Raw genomic sequence first — 23008 nt, 5'->3', positions numbered from 1 at the left:
CTCGGGGAGGCGCTGATGTCGGGCCGGCTCGCCACACTCCTGCTCACCGCCCTCACGGCGTCGGCGCTGGTCGCCGCGCCGGCGCGGGCCGCCGACGCGCCGCTGGGGCCCCGTCCGGTCGAGGACGCCCCTGAGGGGTCCTCCGGCGAGCGCGCGTCGGTGCTCAGCGCGCCGACCCGGCTCCGGGCCGCCGCGGTCGCCCAGGACGGCATCGAGACCGGCCGCACCGAGTCGGCCGTCGCGCCCGGGCTCACCCTCACCCAGTTCGACCAGTTCGCGCCCCGGGGCTGGGTGCGCGGCGACGCGCTGGCCGTCGACCTGGGTCAGCCCGCGCTGCACGCCCGCTACCTCGGCCCGGCCGCGGTCTCCGCGCGGGCCCCGCTGTCGGAGCAGGCGGCGGCGTCGGGCGCGATCGCCGGGGTGAACGGCGACTTCTTCGACATCAACGCGACCGGCGCGCCGTTGGGCGTCGGCGTCGCGGACGGCCGCATGGTGCACGGGCCCGCGCAGGGACACAACGCGGTTGTCGCGGTGGACGACCACAAGCGGCTCGGCCGGCTGGCCGAGGTGTTCCTCCAGGGCGCGATCACCCTGCCCGACGGTCGTGAGGTGACCGCGACCAACCTCAACTCTCCGGTGGTGGCGGAGAACGGCGTCGGCCTCTACACGGCGCTGTGGGGGAGCGCGTCCCGGCGGACCAGCGTGGGCGACGCGCAGTCCACAGTGGAGCTCGAACTCCAGGACGACGTGGTGGTCGCGGTGCGCCGGCGGCCGGCGGAGGGGCCGGTCGCCGCCGGGCGAACGCTGGTCCTCGCGCGGGACGCCGGAGCCGAGGCGCTGGCGGCCGTCCGGGAGGGCGACCGCGTGCGGGTGCGGTACCAGCCCCGGACCGACGCGGCGACCGACGTGGCCGTGGGCGGCAGACAGGTCCTCCTGCGCGACGGGGTGGTGCAGCGGCTGGACGACACCGCGATGCACCCCCGAACCGCCGTGGGCTTCTCGGCGGACGGCCGGCGGATGACGATGGTGACCGTCGACGGGCGGCAGGCGGACAGCCGGGGGATGACCCTGCTGGAGCTGGCCCGCCTGATGCGGTCCCTCGGTGCGGCGACCGCGTTGAACCTCGACGGCGGCGGCTCGTCCACCCTGTTGGCGCGGCAGCCGGGCGACAGCGCGGTGACCGTCCACAACGCGCCGTCGGACGGAGGGGAACGGCCGGTCCCGAACGGGTTGGGGATCACCGCGAGCGGCAGCGGGCGCCTCGCTGGGTTCCGGGTGGCGCCGGCCGTGCCCGGCCCGGACTCCGAGCGGGTGCTCGCCGGCCTGACGCGTCGGATGGTGGCGCACGGCCACGACGAGGTCGGCGGGCCGGTGGTGACGGAGCCGCGCTGGCGGGTCGTCCCCGCGACGTCGACGGTGGAGCCCCACCACGAGACCGCGGTGTTCCGCGCCGGTAAGCCCGGCCGGTCGGCGGTCGTGGCGGGGCGGGGCCGCACCGAGGGGCGCGCCGAGCTGACGGTGTTGGGGCCGCCGGCCAGGATCGGTGTCGACACCGGGCGCGTGGCGCTGTCCGGGCCGGGGGCGCGGGGCCGGTTCCGCGTGCTCGGGCACGACGCGGACGGGTTCGGCACCTGGGTCGAGCCCGCCGACGTCGAACTCGACTACGACCAGAAGGTGGTGCGGATCAGCCCGGACCGCGACGGCTTCGTCGTGGACGCGGCGGCGGAGTCCGGCGCGACGGTGGTGACGGCCAGGGTCGGCGGTCTGGTCACGCGGTTCGGCGTCACCGTGGGCACCCGGCGACAGGTTGTGTCCACAATGGACAAACTCGCGGAGTGGCGGGCCAGCGTCTACCCGTCGGTCGTCGGCGCCCGACTGTCCACTGCGGACGGACGGGACGGCGGCGGGCTCGCCCTCGACTACCGGCTGACCGGAACCACGGCGACCAGGGCCGCCTACGTCAACGCCGAACCCGCGCTGGCCCTCCCGGCCGGAACCCAGCGGATCGGGGTGTGGGTGAACGGCGACGGGCGCGGGGCCTGGCTCCGGACGACCCTGGTCGACGCCACCGGCACCACCGCCACCGTCGACCTCGCGCGCGCCGTCGACTGGACGGGCTGGCGGTACGTCGACGCCCCCGTCCCCACCGGGCTCGCCGGCGCTCCGCGGCTCCAGCGCGTCTACGTCGTCGAGACCGACCGGAACCGGCAGTACGAGGGCCGGATCGTCCTGGACGACCTGACGGCCCACACGGCGCCGCCGCTGGACGTCCCGACCGACCCCGCGCCCCGCGACGCCGCGGTCGTCACCAACGGCGACCTGCCGCCCCGGCCGGAGGCGCTGCGGGTCGCCGTGGTCAGCGACGCCCAGTTCACCGCGGACGCCCCCGACGGCCCGCTCGTGGCCCAGGCCCGCCGCACCTTCCGGGAGGCGCTCGCCGCCCGGCCGGACGTCGTGCTGATCAACGGGGACCTGGTGGACCGGGGCACCGCCGCCGACTTCGCCCTGGCCAGGCGGGTGATCGACGAGGAACTGGGCGACCGGGTGCCGTGGCACTACCTGCCCGGCAACCACGAGACCTACGGCCCCGGCGACACCTCGGAGTTCCGCGCGAAGTTCGGCGACACGCACCGGGTCGTCGACCTGCGCGGCACCCGGCTGGTGCTGCTGGACTCCTCGCTCGGCTCCCTCCGCGCGGGCGGGTTCGACCAGGTCCGCATGCTCCGGGACGCCCTGGACCGCGCGCGCACGGACCCGGGCGTGCGGGGGCTCGTCGTGGCCATGCACCACCCGGTCGACGACCCCGGGCCGGCGGACTCCTCGGAGCTGAGCGACCCGAAGGAGGGGGAGCTGCTCACCCGGTGGCTGGCGGAGTTCCGGGCCGCGACGGGGAAGCCGACGGCGCTGGTCGCGGCGCACGCCGGGCTCTTCCACGCCAGCCGCGTCGACGGCGTCCCGCACCTGATCAACGGCAACTCCGGGAAGGCGCCGGCGGCGGCTCCCGAGGACGGCGGGTTCACCGGCTGGTCGCTGCTGCGCGTCGACCCGGCGGACGGCGTCCGGGTCGAGCAGCGCCCGCACGTCGACCGGCTGGAGCTGACCGCGCCCGGTCGCATGGCGGTCGGGGAGGGCGGCCACGCGCGGGCGGTGGTGACGCAGGGCGGGCGGCGGGTGCCGGTCGCCTACCCGGTGGCCGCGCGCTGGTCCGGGTCACCCGAGCTGCACGTCGGCCCGGCCACCGGGGCCACGCCCCGCCACGTCGCCGCGTTCGACCCGGCGACCGGCCGGCTGGTGGCCCTGCGCCACGGCAGGGCCGAGCTCACCGTCGAGGTGAACGGCGCGCGGGCCACGGCTCCGGTCGAGGTGCGCTGACGGGGCTGGCTGGCGGGGTGCGCTGACGGCCGGCGGCACCGCACGGGGCGCGGCACGGGGCGCGGCACTGTAGCAGCGGGGGCGGACAGGAACGCGGTTCGCGGCCCCGGAAGCGGGCCAGTTGTCCACATCGCCTGACCGGGCTACCGCGATCCGGCCGGCGCTCCCGAGTTGTCCACAGGCCCGACGCCGCCGGCTTGGCCCCGCCGGCGAGGACCGCGATCGTCGTGCCATGACCACGCCGCCGCACTCCCGCATCCAGCTCCGCGACCCCGGCGAACTCGTCGCCGCCGTGCCCCACCTGCTCGGGTTCCACCCCGAGGAATCACTCGTGCTGGTCACGATCGGCGGGGACGAGCCGAAACGCCTCGGCGTCTGCCTGCGTACCGACCTCGTCCCCGCCGAGCACCACCGCGACCTCGCGGAGCAACTGCTCCAGCCCCTGCTCAGCCACCGCACCCGGGCGGTGTTCCTCCTCGTCGTCGGGGGTGGCAGCGCCGACCCGCCGGTCCACCTGCCGGGTCGGGAACTGGTCGCGGTGGTCGACCGGGTCCTCGACGGCGGCGGCGTGCCCGTCCTGCACTCCCTGTGGACCCCGGAGATCAACGCGGGCGCGCCGTGGTGCTGCTACCACGAGCCGGCCTGCGCCGGCACGGTGCCCGACCCGGCCACCACCGCGACCGCGGCCGCTGCGGCGGTGGCCGGCTGGGTCACCTTCGGCACGAGGGAGGAGCTCGCCGCCCAGCTCGTCCCCGAGGACGCCGAGACGATGGCCCGGCGCTCGGCGCTGCTCACGGCCGCCGGCGAGCGGGCCGAACAGGACCGGGCGCTCTCGGGCTCGGCGGCGTCGCGCCGGGACCTCACGACCGTGCGCCAGGCCGTGCGCGCGTTCGCCGACGGGCGGCTGGCGCTCGACGACGAGACCGTGGTGCGCCTGGCCGTGGCCCTGTCCGACCCGAGGGTCCGCGACGCCTGCCTGTCCTGGGGCGCCGGCGACGAGGGCCTGGCCGCCGAACGGCTCTGGCTCGGGCTGGTCAGGGCGACCCCACCGCCGGAACGGGCCGAGCCGGCGAGCCTGCTCGCGATCTCCTCGTACGTGCGCGGGGACGGCGCGTTGGCCGGGATCGCGGTCGAGGTCGCCGAGGAGGCGTGCCCCGGCCACCGGGTCGCCACGCTGCTGCGGACGGCGCTGCAGATCGGCGTGCCGCCGGCCAGGGTCGCCGTCCTGGCCGCGGACGCCGCGACCGACGCCCGAACCCTGATCGAGGAGGACGACTCGTGGTGACTTCACCGCGCCGCAGCGGAGAACCACTGCTCACCAGCGTGCGACCAGCCCGACGTCGTGCCCGGTCCCGAAGTCCGTGAGCGCTTCGGCCGGAGGCCGACACGCGTCGCGGGCCTCTCCCGCCCCGGGGGACGAGAAGGCCCGCGACGTGCCGGACGTCCGCGCGGCGCTCAGGCGCCCTGTCGGGCGCGGGTGAACTCCCAGGCGTCGCGCACGATGTCGGTCAGGTCCGGGCGCTGCGGCTTCCAGCCGAGGTCCTGCTGGACCTGCTCGCTGGAGGCGACCAGCACCGCGGGGTCCCCGGCCCGGCGCGGGGCGACGGCGGCCGGCACCGGGTGGCCGGTGACCGCCCGGCAGGTCTCGATCACCTGCCGGACCGAGAAGCCGGTGCCGTTGCCCAGGTTGTAGATCCGGTGCCGGCCGGGCACCGAGGTCTCCAGCGCGAGCAGGTGCGCCTCGGCCAGGTCGAGCACGTGGATGTAGTCCCGCACGCAGGTGCCGTCCTCGGTCGGCCAGTCCTCGCCGTAGATCTGCACCTGCTCGCGCTGGCCCAGCGCGACCTGCAGGACGATCGGGATCAGGTGGGTCTCCACCGTGTGCCGCTCGCCGAACCGGCCGTACGCGCCGGCCACGTTGAAGTACCGCAGACTCGTCGCGGCCAGGCCGTGCGCCGCCGCGTAGGAGGTGATCGCCTGGTCGATGGCCAGCTTGGTGGCGCCGTAGGTGTTCGTCGGCCGGGTCGGCGCGGTCTCCCTGACCGGCGACTGCTCCGGCTCGCCGTAGGTCGCCGCCGTCGAGGAGAACACCAGCCGGTGCACGCCGTTCTCGTGCATGGCGTCGAGCAGCCGCAGCGACGTCACCACGTTGCCCTGCCAGTACTTGGCGGGGTCCTGCATGGACTCGCCCACCAGGGACTTGGCGGCGAAGTGCAGCACGCCGTCGAAGCCCTCCGCCAGCAGCGGCCCGGCCACGTCGCCGACGTCGCCCTGCACGAAGCGGCACCCCTCGGGCACCGCGTCGGCGTGGCCGGTGGACAGGTCGTCCAGCACGACCACCTCGTGCCCGGCTTCCAGCAGCCGCGCCGCGCACACACTGCCGACGTAGCCCGCCCCGCCCGTCACGAGCAGCTTCACGCCCGATTCCCGCCTTCCCCTGTCCTGGTTCCCTGTCGAGACCCTGTCGACCCCACCGCGTCGGTGGGCCGACGGGATTGTTCCCCTGCGCCGTCGGCGGGGCTCACGCGCCCCCGGGCGTCACTCGTCCCGGCCGGCGCCCGCCGAGGGCGCCGCGGTGAACAGCCGGGGCGCGGTGAACCCCCGCGCCGCGTACGCCTCGGTCACGGCCTGCTCGACGGCGTCGAGCTTGGCGGTGGACACCAGCGCGATCGCCGAGCCGCCGAACCCGCCGCCGGTCATCCGCGCGCCCAGCGCGCCCGTGCTCAGGGCGGTCTCGACCGCCAGGTCCAGCTCCGGGCACGAGACGCGGTAGTCGTCCCGCAGGCTCGCGTGCGAGGCGGTGAGCAGCGGGCCCACCTCGGCCAGTCGGCCGGCGCGCAGCGCGGCGACGGTGGTCAGCACCCGCTCGTTCTCGGTCACGACGTGCCGCACGAGCGGGCGCAGCTCCTCGGGCAGCCGGTCCGTCGCGGCCGGCAGCGCCTCGACGCTGACGTCCCGCAGGGCCGGCACGCCGAGCAGCTCGGCCGCCCGCTCGCAGCCCCGCCGGCGGTCGCCGTAGCCGGACTCGCTGAGCGAGTGGCTCGCCCTGGTGTCGATCACCAGCACCGCCAGCTCGTCGCGCGCGGCGTCGAACGGGACCTGGTCGCCGTGCCCGGACCGCACGTCCAGGAACAGCACGTGGTCGCTGGCGCACCGCAGCGACGCGGTCTGGTCCAGCAGGCCGGTCGGCGCGCCGACGAAGTCGTTCTCCGCGCGCTGCACCCAACGCGCGACCTGGTCCAGGTCGGGCGCGTCCGCTGTGCCCGCCGAGTCCGTCCCGCCCGGCGAGAGCCCGGCCAGGCCGAGCAGCGCCAGCGCGACCGCGCATTCCAGCGCGTGCGAGGAGGACAGGCCCGCGCCGGTGGGCACGTCGCTGGCGATCACGACGTCCGCGCCGGGCACCGGCACGCCGGCGGCGCGCAGCGCCCAGGCCACGCCCGCCGGGTAGGCGGCCCAGCCGCTCACCCCGCCGGGCGCCACCTCGGCCAGCGCGAGCGGCTCGGCCCGCCGGAGCTGACCGTCCTCGCCCAGGGTGGCCACCGTCAGCGTCCCGTCGTCCCGCCGGCGGACCGCCGCGGCGGTCCGGTGCGGCAACGCGAACGGCAGCACGAACCCGTCGTTGTAGTCGGTGTGCTCACCGATGAGGTTCACCCGGCCCGGGGCCGACCACACGCCGTCGGGCGCGTGGCCGTGCTCCGCGGCGAAGGCCGCCGCGGCCCGCTGGCCCGGCCTCACCGGGCGCGCACCAGGACGGCGTGCGCGATGTCGGGAGGAATCCGCGCGTCGTTCTCCTCGCCCCGGACGTCGACCGCGCTCGCCGGGTCGCCGTTGCCGGCGACGGTGACCCGCCCGCCCGGCACCACGCCGGCCTGCCTGAGCTGGGCCATCAGCTCGGGGTCGAGCTGCACGTGCTCGGCGATCCGGCAGATCTCCACCGGGCCGCCACCGCCCCGCGCCACCTCGTCCAGCCGGCGCAGCTCGGCGTCCAGCGGCGGAGCCGGCTCGCCGACGCCCAGTTCGTCCAGCCCCGGGATGGGGTTGCCGTACGGCGAGGTCGTGGGATGGCCGAGGAGCTGGACGAGCTTGCGCTCGACCGCCTCGCTCATCACGTGCTCCCACCGACACGCCTCGGTGTGCACGTGTTCCCACTCCAGTCCGATGACATCCACCAGCAGGCGCTCGGCCAGCCGGTGCTTGCGCATCACCGCGACCGCTCGGGCCCGGCCCGACTCGCTCAGCTCCAGGTGCCGGTCGTCGGCGACCACGAGCAGCCCGTCCCGCTCCATGCGCGCCACGGTCTGGCTCACGGTCGGCCCGCTCTGGCCCAGTCGCTCGGCGATCCGGGCGCGCAGCGGGACGACGCCTTCCTCCTCAAGCTCGTAGATCGTCTTGAGGTACATCTCAGTGGTGTCGATGAGGTCGTTCACAACCGGTTCCCCTTCGTCACCTGCGATGTTAGTCGCCTCCGCCGACAGCGTGACGCGCACCGCGTGACCAGCGGCGCAACGCTGGTGGGCAGGTCGGTGGCGGTGCGGGGAACGTCACTCGCCGACGGGTCGGCGACAAGGGGGTGACAGGGGTTGGGGGCGGCGGCGCGAGCCGGCAGGATGGCCCGCGTGGCTGCCCTGATCACTCCCGCCGAGCTGGCCGAGGCGCTGGCCGCCGGGCGTCCCCCCGTGCTGCTGGACGTGCGTTGGCGACTGGGCGGTCCGCCCGGGCGGGAGGACTACGAGCGCGGGCACCTGCCGGGCGCGGTGTTCGTCGACCTGGACACCGAGCTGGCCGCGCCGCCGGGACCGCGCTCCGGTCGCCACCCGCTGCCCGACCCCGCCGACCTCCAGGCGGTGCTGCGCCGGGCCGGGGTGCGCGAGAACCATCCGGTCGTGATCTACGACACGGCTGACGGCTCGGTGGCCGCCAGGGCGTGGTGGCTGCTGCGGTGGGCGGGCCACGAGCCGGTGGCGGTCCTCGACGGCGGCTACACCGCGTGGGTGGCCGAGGGGTGGCCGGTGACCACGGACGAGCCGCGTCCGGAGCCGGGCGACCTCGTGGTCCGGCCGGGAGCCCTGCCCGTGCTCGACGCCGACCAGGCGGCCGAGCTGGCCAGGCGGGGCGTTCTGCTCGACGCCCGCGCCCCCGAGCGCTACCGGGGCGACGTCGAGCCGGTCGACCCGCGCGCCGGGCACGTGCCCGGCGCCCGCAACGCCCCGTTCGGGCAGCACGTGGACGGGGAGACCGGGCGGTGGCGGTCCGCCGAGGAGCTGCGGGAGCGGTTCACGGCGCTGGGCGTCGGTGACGGCGACGAGGTCGGCGCGTACTGCGGCTCTGGCGTGACGGCCTGCTCGGTCCTGCTGGCGTTGGAGGTGGCCGGGCTGTCCACACCGGAGCGGCCGGCCGCGCTCTACGCCGGGTCGTGGTCGCACTGGTCCGCCGACCCGGACCGCCCCGCCGCCACCGGGGACCAACCCGGCTGACCCCCGCGGTCCCGTCCCCGACGCCGGGTCCCGTCACCTGCGCCGAAGTCCGAAAGTGCCCCGTGGTCCGGCGGCGCGCGGGTAGGTTCTCGCCATGGGTGCTCGGGCGGCGATCGTGTGGGACGCGGCGTTCCTCGACTACGACCTGGGCGGGGACCACCCGCTCGACCCGGTCCGGCTGGACCTGACCATGCGGATGGCCACGGCGTTCGGCCTGCTGGACGACGTGGAGCCGGTGTCGCCGCGGCCGGCGACCGACGACGAGCTGGAACGCGTCCACACCCCCGGCTACCTGGCCGCGGTGCGGGCGGCGCCCACGGCGGGCTGGGACCCCGGGCACGGGCTGGGCACGGGGGACAACCCCGTATTCGACCGGATGCACGAGGCGTCCGCGTTGATCGCCGGCGGCTCGATCGCCGCGGCTCGGCAGATCGTCTCCGGGGCGACGCGGCGCGCGGTGAACCTGGCCGGCGGCCTGCACCACGCCATGGCCGACCACGCCGCCGGGTTCTGCGTCTACAACGACTGCGCCGTGGCCATCGCCTGGCTGCTCGACCAGGGCGTGGAGCGGGTCGCCTACGTCGACGTCGACGTGCACCACGGCGACGGCGTGCAGGCGGCGTTCTTCGCCGATCCAAGGGTCCTCACCGTCTCGCTCCACCAGCACCCGATGACGCTCTGGCCGGGCACCGGCTACCCGACCGAGCTGGGCGCCGAGGGCGCGGAGGGCACCGCGGTCAACCTGGCGCTGCCCCCCGGCACGGGCGACGCCGGCTGGCTCCGCGCCTTCCACGCCGTCGTGCCCTCGCTGCTGGCCGCGTTCCGGCCGCAGGTGCTGGTCACGCAGTGCGGAGCGGACACCCACCGTGACGACCCGCTGGCCGACCTCGCCCTGTCGGTCGACGGACACCGGGCGATCTACCGGGCGCTGCGTGAGCTGGCCGACACCCACGCCGACGGGCGCTGGCTGGTGCTGGGCGGTGGCGGATACTCCCTGTTCCGGGTGGTCCCGAGGTCGTGGACCCACCTGCTGGCCACGGTGCTGGGCCGGGACCTGGACCCGAACCGGCCGGTTCCGGCGGACTGGATGGCGCACGCCGCGCCGCTGGCGCCGCACGTGCCGCTGCCGTCCGCCATGACCGACAGGGTGGGCGCGGGCAGTGCCAGCACGGGCAGTGCCGGCACGGACGGGGACCCCGGGTTCCAACCGTGGGACGGGAGCACCGGCACGCCGCTGGACAACGCCGTCCGGCAGACGCGGCGGGCGGTGTTCCCGCTGCACGGCCTCGACCCCGACGACCCGCGCGACTGAGCGCCGCGCGCAGACCTGGAGTCCGGTGTGGACGGTGTGACCGACAACGTCACGGACGCCGCGGCGCCGCCGGCGCCGCGGCCCGACCCGTACGACTACCCGAGGCACTGGGTGGCCGACGTCGTGCTGTCCGACGGCGGCACCGCCCACGTGCGGCCGATCACCCCGGACGACGCCGAGCGGCTGGTGGCCTTCCACGGGCGGCTCAGCGAGCGCACGCGCTACCTGCGGTACTTCGGCCCGTACCCGCGCATGCCCCAGCGGGACGTGCGGCGGTTCACCACCGTCGACCACCGCGACCGGGTCGCGCTGGTGGCCCTGCTGGGCGACGAGATCGTCGCGGTGGGGCGGTTCGACCGGCTCGGCGGCGGCGACTCGGCCGAGGTCGCGTTCGTGGTGGAGGACACCCACCAGGGGCGGGGCCTCGGGTCGATCCTGCTGGAGCACCTGGCCGCGGCGGCGCGGGAGCGCGGGCTCGGCCGGTTCGTGGCCGAGGTGCTGGCGGAGAACACCCAGATGGTGCGGGTGTTCCGGGACGCGGGCTACCAGGTCAGCCGGGCCATGGAGGAGGGCGTGGTGCACCTGGAGTTCGCCATCGACCCCACCGAGGAGTCGCTGGCGGTGGCCAGGGCCAGGGAGCAGGCGGCCGAGGCGCGCAGCGTGCACAACCTGCTGCACCCGCGCTCGGTCGCGGTGATCGGCGCCTCGACCGACCAGTCCAAGATCGGCCACGCGGTGCTGCGCAACCTGCTGGGCGCCAACTTCGCCGGGCCGGTCTACCCGGTCAACGCCGAACACCGGTCGGTGCGCGGCGTGCGGGCCTACCCGTCGGTGCTGGACATCCCGGACGCGGTGGACCTGGCGGTGGTCGCCGTGCCGGCGGCCGGGGTGGACGAGGTCATGGACGCCTGCCTGGCCAAGGGGGTCAAGGCGTTGGTCGTGGTCACCTCCGGGTTCGGGGAGACCGGCCCCGGCGGGCTGTCCGCGGAGCGCCGGATGGTCGCCGAGGCCAGGGCGCACGGCATGCGGGTGGTGGGGCCGAACGCGTTGGGGGTGGCCAACACCGACCCGGAGGTCCGGCTCAACGCCACGTTGGCGCCGGTGCTGCCGGGGCGCGGGCGGGTGGGCTTCTTCTCGCAGTCCGGCGCGCTGGGCATCGCGATCCTGGCCGCCGCCGCCGAGCGCGGCCTCGGCCTGTCCACGTTCGTCTCGGCCGGCAACCGGGCCGACGTCTCCGGCAACGACCTGTTGCAGTACTGGGAGACCGACCCGGCGACCGACGTGGTGCTGCTCTACCTGGAGTCCTTCGGCAACCCGCGCAAGTTCGCCCGGCTGGCCAGGCGGCTGGGCCGCAGCAAGCCGATCGTGGCGGTCAAGTCGGGCCGGCACGCGATCAGCCCGGCGCTCGCCGCGACCGGCGTGCCGGTCGACGAGGCCAGCGTGCAGGCGTTGTTCGAGCAGGCCGGCGTGATCAGGGTGGAGTCGCTGGCGCAGTTGTTCGACACCGCGCTGCTGTTGGCCCACCAGCCGCTGCCGGCCGGTCCGAGGGTGGCGATCGTGGGCAACTCCACCGCGTTGGGCGTGCTGGCCGCCGACGCCGCGTTGGCCGCCGACCTGGAGCTGGCCTGCGACCCGGTCGACGTCGGCTCCTCCGCCGGGCCCGAGGAGTTCGCCGCCGCCGTGCGCAGGGTCGCCAGCCGGGACGACGTCGACGCGCTCGTCGTCGTGTTCGTGCCGCCGCTGGCCGTGCCGGGCAAGGCGTACGCGCGCGCCCTGCGCGAGGCGTCGCGCGGCGGCTCCACCGTCGCGCACAAGCCGGTGGTCTCGACGTTCCTCGCCGCCGAGGGCGTGCCCGCCGAGCTGGCGGTGCCCGGCCCGGACGGCTCGCCCGGCCCGGGCTCGGTCCCGTCCTACCCGAGCCCGGAGCGGGCGGTGCTGGCCCTGGCGAGGGTGACCCGCTACGCCCGCTGGCGCTCCGCGCCGCAGGGGCACTTCGTGCGGCCGGACGGCGGCATCCGCGAGGCCGAGGCGCGCGCCCTGGTGGACGAGTGGATGACCGGGGTGCGGGGTGAGCGGCGGCTCACCGACGACGCGACGGTGCGGCTGCTGGCCTGCTACGGCATCGACGTCGTCCCGTTCCGCGTGGTGTCCACTGTGGACGACGCGCTGGCCGCGGCCGGCGAGCTGGGCTACCCGGTCGCGGTGAAGTCCACCAGCGCCCGGCTGCGGCACCGCAGCGACCTCGTCGGCGTGCGGCTGGACCTGAACTCGCCGGACGCCGTCCGCGCCGCCTACTCCGCGCTGCGCGAGGTGTCCGGTGTGGACGAGGTCTACGTGCAGACCATGGCCCCCAAGGGCCTGTCCTGCCTGATCGGCCTCCAGGACGACCCCTCGTTCGGCACGCTGGTCTCGTTCGGGCTCTCCGGGGTGGTCAGCGACCTGTTGGGCGACCGCGCCTACCGCGCGGTCCCGCTGTCCGACGTGGACGCCGCCGCGCTGGTCCGCGCGCCCAAGGCCGCGCCGCTGCTGACCGGGTACCGGGGCGCGGAGCCGGCCGACCTGGCCGCGTTGGAGGACCTGGTGCTGCGGGTGGCGACGTTGGCCGAGGACCTGCCCGAGGTCCGGTCGCTGGCGCTGGAGCCGGTGCTGGCCTCGCCGGCCGGCGCCGCCGTGACCAGCGCCCGCGTCACGCTCGGCCACCCGCCCTCGCGTCCGGACACCGGACCCCGCCGGCTGCGGTGACGTCGTGGGCCGTGCGCGGAAGGCCCGGCGACGCCGGGCGCGGGCGGTGGCGGCCCGCGCGCCCCGCCCGATGCTGCGCCGGACGGGATGGGCGTGGGTCGCGGTGCGGGTCGTCGGCCTGCTCGGGGCGCTGACCGCGCTCTACGTCGCGGTCGGGTTCGGGTTCGCGCTCGGCGGCTCCGGCTGGTGGGCGGCGGCGGGTCTGCTCGGTGTCGTCACGCCGGTCGGCGCCGCGCTCGCGTCGATGGCGATGGCGGAACGGCGCTGGCCGGTGCTCCCGGTGCTGCTGGCCGGAGTCGCCCTGCTCGTCGTCTGCCCCGAGGTCGCCCACGCGCGCCTGCGGGACCACGGCGCGCGGGTCACCGTGACCGTCGTGGAGTCGAGTTGCGAGCCGGGCCGCGCGAAGTGCGCGCCGCACTACCGCGTGCGGCGGCCGGACGGCAGCGAGCTCCCCCGACCGCTGTCCCCACCCGGCGGAGCCCGCCACGCGCCGGGGGACCGCGTGGAAGTGGTGGAGGACCCGGGCGGCGTCCTCGCGCCGCGGAGGGTGTCCGACCTGACGGACGACGCGGGGGAACGGCACGTCCTCCGATGGTCGGCGGGGGCGTTGGTGCTGTTGGTCGTGGCCGCTGGGCTGACCGGTGAACCCCGTCGCCGCCGTCTGGTGGCCGACGGCCCTCGGGGGTGGTGATCATGGAGTCACGTCGGGTGCCTACTGTGCGCGCTGTGGACGAGCGACCTTCGCGGCACCGCGCGGGCGAGCCGGTGCGCGCGGGGATTCCCGAACACGGGCGGATTCCGCGCTACTACGCCGTCAAGGCGCGACTGCTGGACCTGGTGGCGGAGCTGGGGGAGGGCGCGGCGCTGCCGGCGGAGCGGGAGCTCGCCGAACGGTTCGGGGTGTCGCGGGTGACCCTGCGGCAGGCGGTGGGCGAGCTGGTGCTGGAGGGCCGGCTGCGCCGCCGGCAGGGCAGCGGAACCTTCGTCGCGCCGCCCAAGCTCGTGCAGCCGCTGGCGCTGGTCAGCTACACCGAGGGCATGCGTCGACAGGGCGTGGCCCCCGGGCGCACGGCGATCACGATCGAGCGCCTCGCGGCCGACGACGGCCTGGCCGAGGAGCTGCGGATCGAGCGCGGGGACACCGTGGCGCACCTGGAGCGGGTGCTGCTCGCCGACGGCGCCCGCGTCGGCCTGGAGTCGACCTACCTGCCGGAGCGGCGGTTCCCCGGGCTGGTCGAGGAGTTCGACCCGACCACGTCGCTCTACGCGTACCTGCGGGAACGGCGGGGGGTGGTGTTCGCCGAGGCCGAGGAGCGCCTGGAGACCGTGCTCGCCACGCCCAGGGAGGCGTTGTTGATCGGCACGAACCCGGCGTTGCCGATGCTGCTGCTGCACCGGGTGTCGTTCGACCCGCACGGAGTCCCCATCGAGCGGGTGCGCTCCCTCTACCGCGGTGACCGCTTCAGTTTCGTCACCCGCCTGCGCGCCGACAGCTGAACGGGGCGTCACCTGACGGGCTCACTCCCCGGACCCGGGTGGGTCCGGGGCGTTGCCGGTGCTACCTCAACGTCGAACGAACGAACGCTGAGAGATATTGGGTCACTGAGTAGAACCGGTCGATGACGTGCGGTGATTACGGTCCGATTTGTTACGAGTACATAACACGTCTAGTCCAACTTTTCGCGCCGGTTCACCTGGCGTTCCGGTGGCGGACACGGGGCCGTCGCCGCGCCCGACGAGCGTTCCCGGCGTGCGAGTAGCGGTAGTGGGCGGCGGTGTCCTCGGCACCATGCACGCCTGGCAGGCGGTCCTGCGGGGCCACGAGGTCATCCACCTGGAACGGGAGCCCGAGGCGCGCGGCGCGTCGGTGCGCAACTTCGGCCTGGTCTGGGTCAGCGGCCGGGCGACCGGGCCCGAACTGGACACGGCTCTGCGGGCGCGCGAGCTGTGGTCCCAGCTCGGCGAGCGGGTCCCCGGGCTCGGGTTCCGCGCGAACGGGTCGCTGACCGTGCTGCGGACCCCGGCGGAGCTGGCGGTCGCCGAGGCGTTCGCGGCCCGGCCGGACGCGGCGGCCCGGGGGACCCGGCTGGTCGACGCGGGCGGGGCCCGGGTGCTGAACCCGGCGCTGCGCGGCGACTTCCTCGGCGCGCTGTGGTGCGAGCGCGACGCCGCGGTGGAGCCCAGGGTGGCGCAGCCGGCGTTGCGGGCGCACCTGGCGGAGAGCGGGCGCTACACGTGGCTGCCCGGCCGCGAGGCGCGGGCCGTGGACGGCCGCGGAGTGCGGGATGACCACGGCGACCACCACGGCGCCGACCTCGTCGTGCTGTGCACCGGCGCGACGCTGTCCGGCCTCGTCCGCGAGATCGCCGGCGAGGTGCCGGTGCGGCGGGTCCGCCTCCAGATGATGCAGACCGAGCCGCTGGGCGAGCGGCTGACCACGTCCGTCGCCGACGGCGACAGCCTCCGCTACTACCCCGCCTACCGCGGGGTCGAGCTGGACGCCCTCGCCGCGTCCCAGCCCCAGCCGGCCGTCGCAGCCGAGCACGCGATGCAGCTGCTGATGGTGCAGCGCGCCGACGGCGGCCTGACCGTGGGCGACACCCACGGCTACGCCGAGCCGTTCCCGTTCGACGTGGTCGAGGAGCCCTACGAGCACCTCCGGCGGGTCGCCGAGGACGTGCTCGGCCGCCCGCTGCCGCCGGTCCGCCACCGCTGGGCCGGGGTCTACGCGCAGTGCCTGGACACCGGTGAGGTCGTGCACCGCGAGCGCGTCGCGGACAACGCCTGGCTCGTCACCGGACCCGGCGGGCGGGGCATGACCTGCTCGCCCGCGATCGCCGAGCGGACCGCCGAGGAGGTCGGACTGTGAGCACCCCACCCGTCGAGCTCGTCGTGCTGGACATGGCGGGCACCACCGTGCTGGACGACGGCCTGGTCGAGCGGGCGGCGTCGCGCGCGCTGACCGAGGCCGGCGCGGCCGACCTCGACGCCGCGCTGGACTATGTCCGCCGCACCATGGGCCAGTCCAAGATCGAGGTGTTCCGCGCGGTGCTGCCCGACGAGGCCGCCGCGCAGCGCGCCAACACGGTGTTCGAGGCCGCCTACGCGGAGCTCGTGACCGCCGGGCACTGCGCCGAGGTGCCGGGGGCGGCCGAGACGATCAGGGCCCTGCGCGGTCGCGGGCTGAAGGTCGCCCTCACCACCGGGTTCGCCCGGCCCACCCAGGACGCGATTCTGGCCGCGCTGGGCTGGCGGGACCTCGCCGACCTCGCGCTCACCCCGGCCGACGCCGGCCGCGGCCGACCCCACCCCGACCTGGTGCTCACCGCCGTGCTGCGGCTGGGCGTCAGCGACGTGCGCGCCGTCGCCGTCGTCGGGGACACCCCGTCGGACGTGCTCAGCGCCCTGCGCGCCGGCGCGTCGCTCGCGGTCGGGGTGCTCACCGGCGCGGGCGTCGAGGCGGAGCTGACCGCCGCCGGCGCCACCCACGTCCTGGACTCGGTCCGGGACCTGCCCGCCCTGCTCGACCAGCGCCAGCGCTGACCGCCACCGATCAGACCGAACAGACCGAACAGTCAGACTCCGCGGAAAGGACTCCCATGCGACGTTGGTCGCGCATCGCCGTCGCCGCCGCGCTCACCGCCGTCGTCTCGCTCGTCGCCGGGTGCGGGGGCACCGCGGGCGGCGGCGGGGACGAGCGGAAGGTCGTGCTCTACACCGCCGACGGCCTGGCCGACTGGTACGGCAAGCGGTTCGCCGAGTTCCGCGAGCGGACCGGGATCACCGTGCAGGTCGTGGAGGCCGGCTCGGGCGAGGTCGTCTCCCGGCTGGAGAAGGAGCGGGCGAACCCCCAGGCGGACGTGGTCGTCACGTTGCCGCCGTTCGTCCAGCGCGCCGCCCAGCAGGGGCTGCTGGCCGAGTACCGGCCCCCGGGCGTCGAGCACGTCGCGCTCAGGGACCCGCAGGGCCGCTACGCCGCCGTGGTCAACAACTACCTCGCGTTCATCCACAACCCCGAGCTGGCGAACCCGGCGCCGCGGACCTGGGACGACCTGCTCGACCCCCGGTTCCGCAAGAAGGTCCAGTACTCCACGCCGGGCCAGGCGGGGGACGGCACCGCGGTGCTGCTCCAGCTCCAGCACGTGCTCGGCGAGCAGGGCGCGCTGGACTACCTGGCGAAGCTGGAGGCCAACAACGTCGGGCCGTCCTCGTCCACCGGCAAGCTCCAGCCGAAGGTGGCCAAGGGCGAGATCCTGGTGGCCAACGGCGACGTCCAGATGAACCTGGCCACGATCAACCGGGACCGGTCGAACTTCCGGATCTTCTTCCCGGCCGACGCGGCCGGGAAGCGCTCCACGTTCGCGCTGCCGTACGTCGCCGGCCTGGCCGGCAACGCCCCGCACGCGGACAACGGGCGGAAGCTGCTGGACTTCCTGTTCTCCGCCGAGGTGCAGAAGACGGTGGCCGAGGCGTACGGCCGGCCGGCCCGCGCCGACGTCAGGCCGGAGGGCGAGATCGCCGGCCAGCTCGACGAGGTGCTGCGCGACGTGGAGATCTGGCAGCCGGACTGGGACCGGGTGCTTGGCCGGCTGGACGCCGACCTGGCGGCCTACGCCAAGGCGGTCGGCCGGTGACCGCGCCCGCCGTCGAGCTGCGCGGGGTGTCCGTCCACTTCGGACGGACGGTGGCCCTGCGCGAGCTGGACCTGGTGGTCGGGCGGGGCGAGGCGCTCGCCCTGCTCGGCCCCTCCGGCTCGGGCAAGTCCACCGCGTTGAAGGCGGTCGCCGGGTTCGTGCGGCCGCACTCGGGGCGCGTGCTGCTGTCCGGTGTGGACGTCACCGACGCGCCACCGCACCGGCGTGGCCTCGGGGTCGTGGTGCAGAACTACGCGCTCTTCCCGCACATGCGGGTGGCCGACAACGTCGCGTTCGGCCTGCGCGCCCGCCGGATGCCCCGGCGCGAGGTGGAGCAGCGGGTGACCGAGGTGCTGGCGATGGTCGGCATGGCCGACTACCGGCGCCGCTACCCGCGCGAGTTGTCCGGTGGTCAGCAGCAACGGGTCGCGATCGCCAGGGCGCTGGCGATCCGCCCGCCCGTGTTGCTGCTCGACGAGCCGCTGTCCGCGCTCGACGCCGCGTTGCGCGAGGAGATGCTGGCCGAGCTGCTGCGGCTGCGGCGGGAGCTGCCCGACACCGCCATGGTGTACGTGACGCACGACCAGGGCGAGGCGTTGGCGCTGGCCGACCGGGTCGCGGTGATGCGGGACGCGCGGCTGGTGGAGGTCGGCCCCACGGCCCAGCTCTACCACCGGCCGCGTGCCGAGTTCACCGCGTCGTTCCTGGGCGCGGCCAACCTGTTGCCGGTCGAGCTGGTCGCGGCCGCGCCCGAGGGCAGTGACGGCAGCGACGGCACTGTCCGTGCCGATGGTTTGGCCACCGTGCGGCTGGCCGGCGCGGAGCTGCGGGCCGAGCCCACCGGCCCGCTGCCCGCCGGCACGCCGGTCGCCCTCGGCGTCCGCCCGCACCGGGTCGAGGTGCGGGCGGACGCGGGCCTGCCGGCCCGGCTGCTCGGGGTGCAGTGGCGGGGCACCGGCTTCCGCCTGGAGCTGGAGCTGGACGACGGGTCGCGCCTGCGCGCCGATGTGTCCACAGTGGACGGCCTCCCCGCGGTCGGCGAGCGGGTGGGAGTGTCCATTCCGGACGGTTGCCCGCTCGTGCCGGCGGGAGCGGGCGCATGACGGCCGTCGCCGCGCCCGTGGCCGCCACCGCGCCGCGGGAGCGGGAACGCCGCCGCTGGGCGCCCCTGCTGTGGCTGGCGCCGCCGATGCTCGTGGTGCTCGGCTTCTTCTGCTACCCGCTCGCGCTGGTGGTCCGGCAGTCGCTGGTGAGCGAGTCCGGCGAGGTCGGGCTCGCGGTCTGGCGCCACGTGGTGACCTCGCCGGAGTTCACCGCAGCCCTCGGCCGCACCGTGCTGCTGTCGGTCGGCGCCACGGCGGGGTGCGTGCTGCTCGGCACCTTTTTGGCTCTGGTGCTCGCGTTCACCCCGTTCCCCGGCGCCAGGGTCGTCTCCCGGGTGGTCGACGCGGTCCTCGCCTTCCCCTCGTTCCTGATCGCGTTGTCCTTCACGTTCCTCTACGGCAGCGCGGGCGTCCTCAACGCGGCGCTCGGCGGCGGGGCCGGCGGGCCGGTCGACTTCCTCTACGGCCCGTGGGGCGTGCTGCTCGCCGAGGTCACCTTCTACACGCCGTTCGTGATGCGCCCGGTGCTGGCCGCGTTCGCCCAGGTCCCGTCGGCGCAGCTGGACGTCGCGGCCAGCCTGGGCGCCCGGCCATGGCGGGTGCTGCGCCAGGTCGTGCTGCCCGAGGCGTGGCCGGCGCTGGCCTCCGGGACCTGCCTGACCCTGCTGATGACGATGAACGAGTTCGGCATCGTGCTGTTCGTCGGCGCCAAGGACGTGATCACGCTGCCGATGCTCGTGCACACCAAGGGGATCGTGACCTTCGACTACCCGGCGGCCTGTGTGGTCGCCGTCGTCAACGTCGTGCTGTCGGTGGCGCTCTACACCGTCCACCGGTGGGTGTTCCGCGTCCTGGGCACGAACCGCGCGGGGGAGGGGAGGGCCGGTGCTGGTCTGGACCCGGCGTAGCCGTCTGCTGCTGTGGCTCGCGTTCGGCGTGCTGTTCGGCGTGGTCATCGCCGCTCCGCTGGCGATGGTCGGCCTGGCCGCCGTCGCCGGCACGTGGAACGGGGTGCTGCCCGCCGAGTACACCACGGGGCACCTGGCCGACGCGGTCAGCGGCGACGCCCTCGCCAGCGCCCTGGTCAGCGTGCAGACCGGGCTGATCGCCTCGCTGGCCGCGGTGGTCTGCGGGGCATGGGCGGCCCTGGCCGCGCGGTCGGCGCCCGCGCCGGTGCGCCGCGTCGTCGACACCGTGCTGCACCTGCCCGTCGCGGTGCCGTCGGTCGTCGTCGGGCTGTCGTTGCTGGTGGCGTTCAGCCAGCCCCCGTTCCTCCTGAACGGCACGCGGTGGATCGTGCTGGTGGCGCACCTGGTCATCGTGCTGCCGTTCGGCTACGGCGTGGTCTCGGCCGCGCTGGACCGGGCCGACCCCGTGCTGGCCGACGTGGCGGCGAGCCTGGGCGCGTCGCCGGCCAGGGTGCTGCTGCGGGTGCGACTGCCCCTGCTGCTGCCCGCCCTGTCCGCGGCGGCCAGCCTGGCCCTCGCGCTGTCCATGGGGGAGGTCGGGGCCACGATCATGCTCTACCCGCCGGACTGGCGGACGCTGCCGGTCTCGGTCTTCGCCCAGACCGACCGGGGCGAGGTGTTCCTCGCCTCGGCCAGCACCGCGGTGCTCCTCGGGCTCACGCTGGTCGGCCTGCTCACGCTGGGCGCCGCCAGGGGAAGGGCCGCGGAGCGGTGAGCGTTATCCGTTCGGTTCCGTCCCCGAGGAATGGCTAGCGTCGCCCCATGCCCGTCCCCGAGTTGCTGACCCCGCGCCTGCGCCTGCGCCCGCTCACCCCGGCCGACGCCGACCCGCTGTACGAGCTGCTCCGGCACCCGGACGCCGCCCGGTTCCTGCCGTTCCCGGTGACCAGGGAGCTGGTGCGCGACCACGTCGAGGAGCTGCTCGCCGCGGACAACCCGGACGGGCTGGGCTCCTACTCGTGGGAGGACCGGGAAACCGGCGAGTTCGTCGGCCACGGCGACCTGCGGCCGTGCGAGGAGACCGGCGACGGCCGGGTGGAGATGGGCTGGTACCTGCTGAGCGCGCGCCAGGGGCGGGGCCTGGCCACCGAGGCCGCCCGCGCGGTGCTCGACCACGCCTACGGCACGGTCGGGGTGGACCAGGTGATCGCGCTGGTGCACGAGGAGAACGAGCCCTCGGTGCGGATCGCCCGGCGGCTCGGGTTCGTCGAGGAGTCGCGGGGCACCTACTACGGCGGCCCGCACATCCTCTTCGCCCGGTCCGGCGACGACTGACAACTGACGAGCCACCGAACGGGGCGCCCGGTCCACCGACCGGGCGCCCCGTCGTCAGTCGTGCACGATCAGTCGTGCGCTGTCAGTCCTGCGCTGTCAGTCCTGCGCTGTCAGTCCTGCGCGGTCAGCCCTTCACGCAGATGATCTGCCGCAGCTTCGCGACCACCTCGACGAGGTCGGACTGGTTCGCGATGACCTGCTCCAGGTCCTTGTACGCGGCCGGGATCTCGTCGACCACCCCGGCGTCCTTGCGGCACTCCACGCCCGCGGTCTGCTGGGCGAGGTCCTCGGCGGTGAACCGCTTCCGCGCCGCGTTCCGCGACATCCGCCGCCCGGCGCCGTGCGAGGCCGAGCAGAACGACTCCGGGTTGCCCAGCCCGCGCACGATGTACGAGCCGGTGCCCATCGAGCCCGGGATGATGCCCAGCTCGCCCCAGCCGGCCCGGATCGCGCCCTTCCGCGTCACGAGCAGCTCCTCGCCGAAGTGCTCCTCCTCCGCCACGTAGTTGTGGTGGCAGGAGATCGGCTCCTCGAAGCGCACCTGCGGGAAGTGCTGGCGCAGCACGTCGCAGAGCAGCCGCATCATGACGGCCCGGTTGCGCCGCGCGTACTCCTGCGCCCAGTACAGGTCGTGCCGGTACGCCGCCATCTGCGGGGTCCGCGCGAGGAACACGGCGAGGTCGGGGTCGGGCAGCTCCGCGTTGTGCGCGAGGCCGCGCGCCACCGCCATGTGGTGCTGCGCGAGCAGGTTCCCGATGCCGCGCGACCCGGAGTGCAGCATCAGCCACACCTGGCCGCCCTCGTCGAGGCAGACCTCGATGAAGTGATTGCCGCCGCCGAGCGTGCCCATCTGGTGCAGCGCCCGGTCCCGCTCGTTCCGCACGCTGGTGGTCAGCTCCTTGAACCGGGACCAGAACTGGTCCCAGTCCGCCGCGTCCCGGGTGTCGAACGCCAGGTCGCGGTGCTGACCGAACCCCACCGGCACCGCCCGCTCGACGGCGGAGCGCAGCCGGCGCAGGTCGTCGGGCAGGTCCTCGGCCCGCAGCGAGGTGCGGACCGCGCTCATGCCGCAGCCGATGTCGACGCCGACCGCCGCGGGGGACACCGCGTCCCGCATCGCGATGACCGAACCGACGGTCGCGCCCTTGCCGTAGTGCACGTCGGGCATGACGGCGACGTGCTTGACCACCCACGGCAACGCCGCGATGTTGCGGAGCTGCTGCATCGCCTGGGACTCGACGTCACCGGCGCGGGTCCACAGCCGGATGTCCACGTGCTCACCAGGGACGGTCTCGATCGCCATGTCACCCAGAGTAGGCGCGCTGTCGATCGAAATGCCGGGCCGGAAAGTCACTTCGTCCATCTGGGTTGGGTGCGGTAAACACGGCGCGTGACTGATCTGCCGACCCCCGCGACCGACCCGACGCCGCCCGCCGCGAGGCCGGGCCGGGTGGCGCGGGCGGCCCGGGGCTGGCGCCGCTGATCCACGCGCGGGAACCGACCCGTGCAACCCCGATCGGGCGCCGTCCCGTCTCCCGGGTATGAGACGGCTAGCGAGTGCGGTGAGTGTCGGGGCCGCGTTGGTGCTCGTGGGCGCCTGCGGCCAGGAGCAACCGAAGATCGGTTTCGGCGGGGCGCCCCCCGCCGTCGGCTCGTCGTCGGCGAGCGTGACGCCCGCGCCGACCGAGGACGAGACGACCCCGAAACCCCCCAACGGCGCGCGGGCCCTCCCCCCGGACCGGGTCGACGCCTCGGGGCTGCCCGAGGGCTACCCCCGCCTGGTGTGGTTCCAGGACGCGGACGGCAGAACCCTCGGCGCCTACGGCCAGGAGGGTGGTTGTGGCAGGGTGGAGGCCAAGGTCACCGAGCAGACCGCGCAGCGGGTCCGCATCCTGTTCACCGAGACCACGCCCACCGGCGCCCAGCAGTGCACCATGGACCTGCGGTACCCGCCGAAGACCGTGACGCTGGACGCGCCGCTGGGTGACCGCGCGGTCGTGCTGCAGGAGCAGCGGACCGAGAAGTAGGCCCCACCCGGCCGCGAGCAGGGCGCGGACGGGGAGGAGCCACGGCGTGCCGACCGCGAGCCCTCCTCCCGGTCCGCGCGGCCGTGGCGGGGACGCCCCGG

General features: G+C 75.4%; 19 protein-coding genes. 15 read left to right on the top strand and 4 right to left on the bottom strand.

Annotated elements, in window-relative coordinates; translation table 11 throughout:
- Positions 1–15 precede the first annotated feature (15 nt).
- Both BUE43_RS11275 and BUE43_RS11270 read left to right on the top strand, forming a co-directional pair.
- The gene (locus BUE43_RS11275) at positions 16–3372 is read left to right on the top strand and encodes a phosphodiester glycosidase family protein (RefSeq protein WP_073481857.1); all 3357 of its coding nucleotides are present in this window, start codon (positions 16–18) and stop codon (positions 3370–3372) included.
- 232 nt (positions 3373–3604) lie between these two features.
- A complete protein-coding gene (locus BUE43_RS11270; RefSeq protein ID WP_073481855.1) occupies positions 3605–4657 on the top strand; it encodes a DUF4192 domain-containing protein in 1053 nt (350 codons plus the stop codon).
- A 170-nt stretch (positions 4658–4827) separates the two neighbouring features.
- Here the strand turns inward: BUE43_RS11270 and galE are convergent, their stop codons facing one another.
- From galE to BUE43_RS11255, 3 genes are all read right to left on the bottom strand, one after another.
- The gene (gene galE / locus BUE43_RS11265; protein ID WP_073481853.1) at positions 4828–5790 is read right to left on the bottom strand and encodes a UDP-glucose 4-epimerase GalE; all 963 of its coding nucleotides are present in this window, start codon (positions 5788–5790) and stop codon (positions 4828–4830) included.
- 120 nt (positions 5791–5910) lie between these two features.
- The gene (gene galK / locus BUE43_RS11260; RefSeq protein ID WP_073481850.1) at positions 5911–7107 is read right to left on the bottom strand and encodes a galactokinase; all 1197 of its coding nucleotides are present in this window, start codon (positions 7105–7107) and stop codon (positions 5911–5913) included.
- Complete coding sequence (locus tag BUE43_RS11255) at positions 7104–7799, bottom strand: iron-dependent transcriptional repressor DtxR (protein ID WP_073481848.1); 696 nt, start codon at positions 7797–7799, stop codon at positions 7104–7106. The genes galK and BUE43_RS11255 overlap by 4 nt, the downstream gene beginning before the upstream one ends.
- 189 nt (positions 7800–7988) lie before the next feature.
- Here BUE43_RS11255 and BUE43_RS11250 point away from each other — a divergent pair, with 189 nt between their 5' ends.
- From BUE43_RS11250 to BUE43_RS11195, 12 genes are all read left to right on the top strand, one after another.
- Positions 7989–8846 carry a sulfurtransferase gene (locus BUE43_RS11250; RefSeq protein WP_143174085.1) on the top strand — a complete coding sequence of 286 codons (858 nt, stop codon included), beginning with the start codon at positions 7989–7991 and terminating at the stop codon, positions 8844–8846.
- A gap of 94 nt (positions 8847–8940) precedes the next feature.
- On the top strand, positions 8941–10158 hold the full coding sequence (locus BUE43_RS11245; RefSeq protein ID WP_073481843.1) for an acetoin utilization protein AcuC: 1218 nt from the start codon (positions 8941–8943) through the stop codon (positions 10156–10158).
- Positions 10159–10194: 36 nt separating this feature from the next.
- The gene (locus tag BUE43_RS11240) at positions 10195–12900 is read left to right on the top strand and encodes a bifunctional acetate--CoA ligase family protein/GNAT family N-acetyltransferase (RefSeq protein WP_073482640.1); all 2706 of its coding nucleotides are present in this window, start codon (positions 10195–10197) and stop codon (positions 12898–12900) included.
- Positions 12901–12904: 4 nt separating this feature from the next.
- Positions 12905–13591: a hypothetical protein gene (locus BUE43_RS11235; RefSeq protein ID WP_143174084.1), complete on the top strand. Its 687-nt coding sequence runs from the start codon at positions 12905–12907 to the stop codon at positions 13589–13591.
- Positions 13592–13626: 35 nt separating this feature from the next.
- On the top strand, positions 13627–14397 hold the full coding sequence (locus tag BUE43_RS11230; protein ID WP_073481838.1) for a GntR family transcriptional regulator: 771 nt from the start codon (positions 13627–13629) through the stop codon (positions 14395–14397).
- A 253-nt stretch (positions 14398–14650) separates the two neighbouring features.
- A complete protein-coding gene (locus BUE43_RS11225; protein ID WP_073481835.1) occupies positions 14651–15769 on the top strand; it encodes a TIGR03364 family FAD-dependent oxidoreductase in 1119 nt (372 codons plus the stop codon).
- On the top strand, positions 15766–16443 hold the full coding sequence (locus BUE43_RS11220; protein ID WP_073481832.1) for a phosphonatase-like hydrolase: 678 nt from the start codon (positions 15766–15768) through the stop codon (positions 16441–16443). The genes BUE43_RS11225 and BUE43_RS11220 overlap by 4 nt, the downstream gene beginning before the upstream one ends.
- A gap of 56 nt (positions 16444–16499) precedes the next feature.
- The gene (locus tag BUE43_RS11215; protein WP_073481830.1) at positions 16500–17534 is read left to right on the top strand and encodes a 2-aminoethylphosphonate ABC transporter substrate-binding protein; all 1035 of its coding nucleotides are present in this window, start codon (positions 16500–16502) and stop codon (positions 17532–17534) included.
- Positions 17531–18637 carry an ABC transporter ATP-binding protein gene (locus tag BUE43_RS11210; RefSeq protein WP_073481828.1) on the top strand — a complete coding sequence of 369 codons (1107 nt, stop codon included), beginning with the start codon at positions 17531–17533 and terminating at the stop codon, positions 18635–18637. Before BUE43_RS11215 ends, BUE43_RS11210 begins: the two co-directional genes overlap by 4 nt.
- On the top strand, positions 18634–19545 hold the full coding sequence (locus tag BUE43_RS11205; protein ID WP_073481825.1) for a 2-aminoethylphosphonate ABC transporter permease subunit: 912 nt from the start codon (positions 18634–18636) through the stop codon (positions 19543–19545). The genes BUE43_RS11210 and BUE43_RS11205 overlap by 4 nt, the downstream gene beginning before the upstream one ends.
- Entirely contained in the window at positions 19523–20320 is a 798-nt protein-coding gene (locus tag BUE43_RS11200) for an ABC transporter permease subunit (protein WP_073481822.1), read from the top strand. The genes BUE43_RS11205 and BUE43_RS11200 overlap by 23 nt, the downstream gene beginning before the upstream one ends.
- Positions 20321–20367: 47 nt before the next feature.
- On the top strand, positions 20368–20880 hold the full coding sequence (locus BUE43_RS11195; protein ID WP_073481819.1) for a GNAT family N-acetyltransferase: 513 nt from the start codon (positions 20368–20370) through the stop codon (positions 20878–20880).
- A 124-nt stretch (positions 20881–21004) separates the two neighbouring features.
- On the opposite strand, the gene BUE43_RS11190 is transcribed toward BUE43_RS11195, so the two are convergent.
- Positions 21005–22183, bottom strand: a complete 1179-nt coding sequence (locus tag BUE43_RS11190) for an RtcB family protein (RefSeq protein ID WP_073481816.1) — start codon at positions 22181–22183, stop codon at positions 21005–21007.
- Positions 22184–22442: 259 nt separating this feature from the next.
- On the opposite strand from BUE43_RS11190, the gene BUE43_RS11185 reads away from it, so the two are divergent.
- Positions 22443–22907, top strand: a complete 465-nt coding sequence (locus tag BUE43_RS11185; protein ID WP_200797459.1) for a hypothetical protein — start codon at positions 22443–22445, stop codon at positions 22905–22907.
- Positions 22908–23008: the final 101 nt, after the last annotated feature.

This window comes from Streptoalloteichus hindustanus, assembly GCF_900129375.1.
Classification (GTDB): domain Bacteria; phylum Actinomycetota; class Actinomycetes; order Mycobacteriales; family Pseudonocardiaceae; genus Streptoalloteichus; species Streptoalloteichus hindustanus.
The sequence above is the reverse complement of the archived record's forward strand: the minus strand, read 5'-3'. Positions and strand labels throughout refer to the sequence as shown.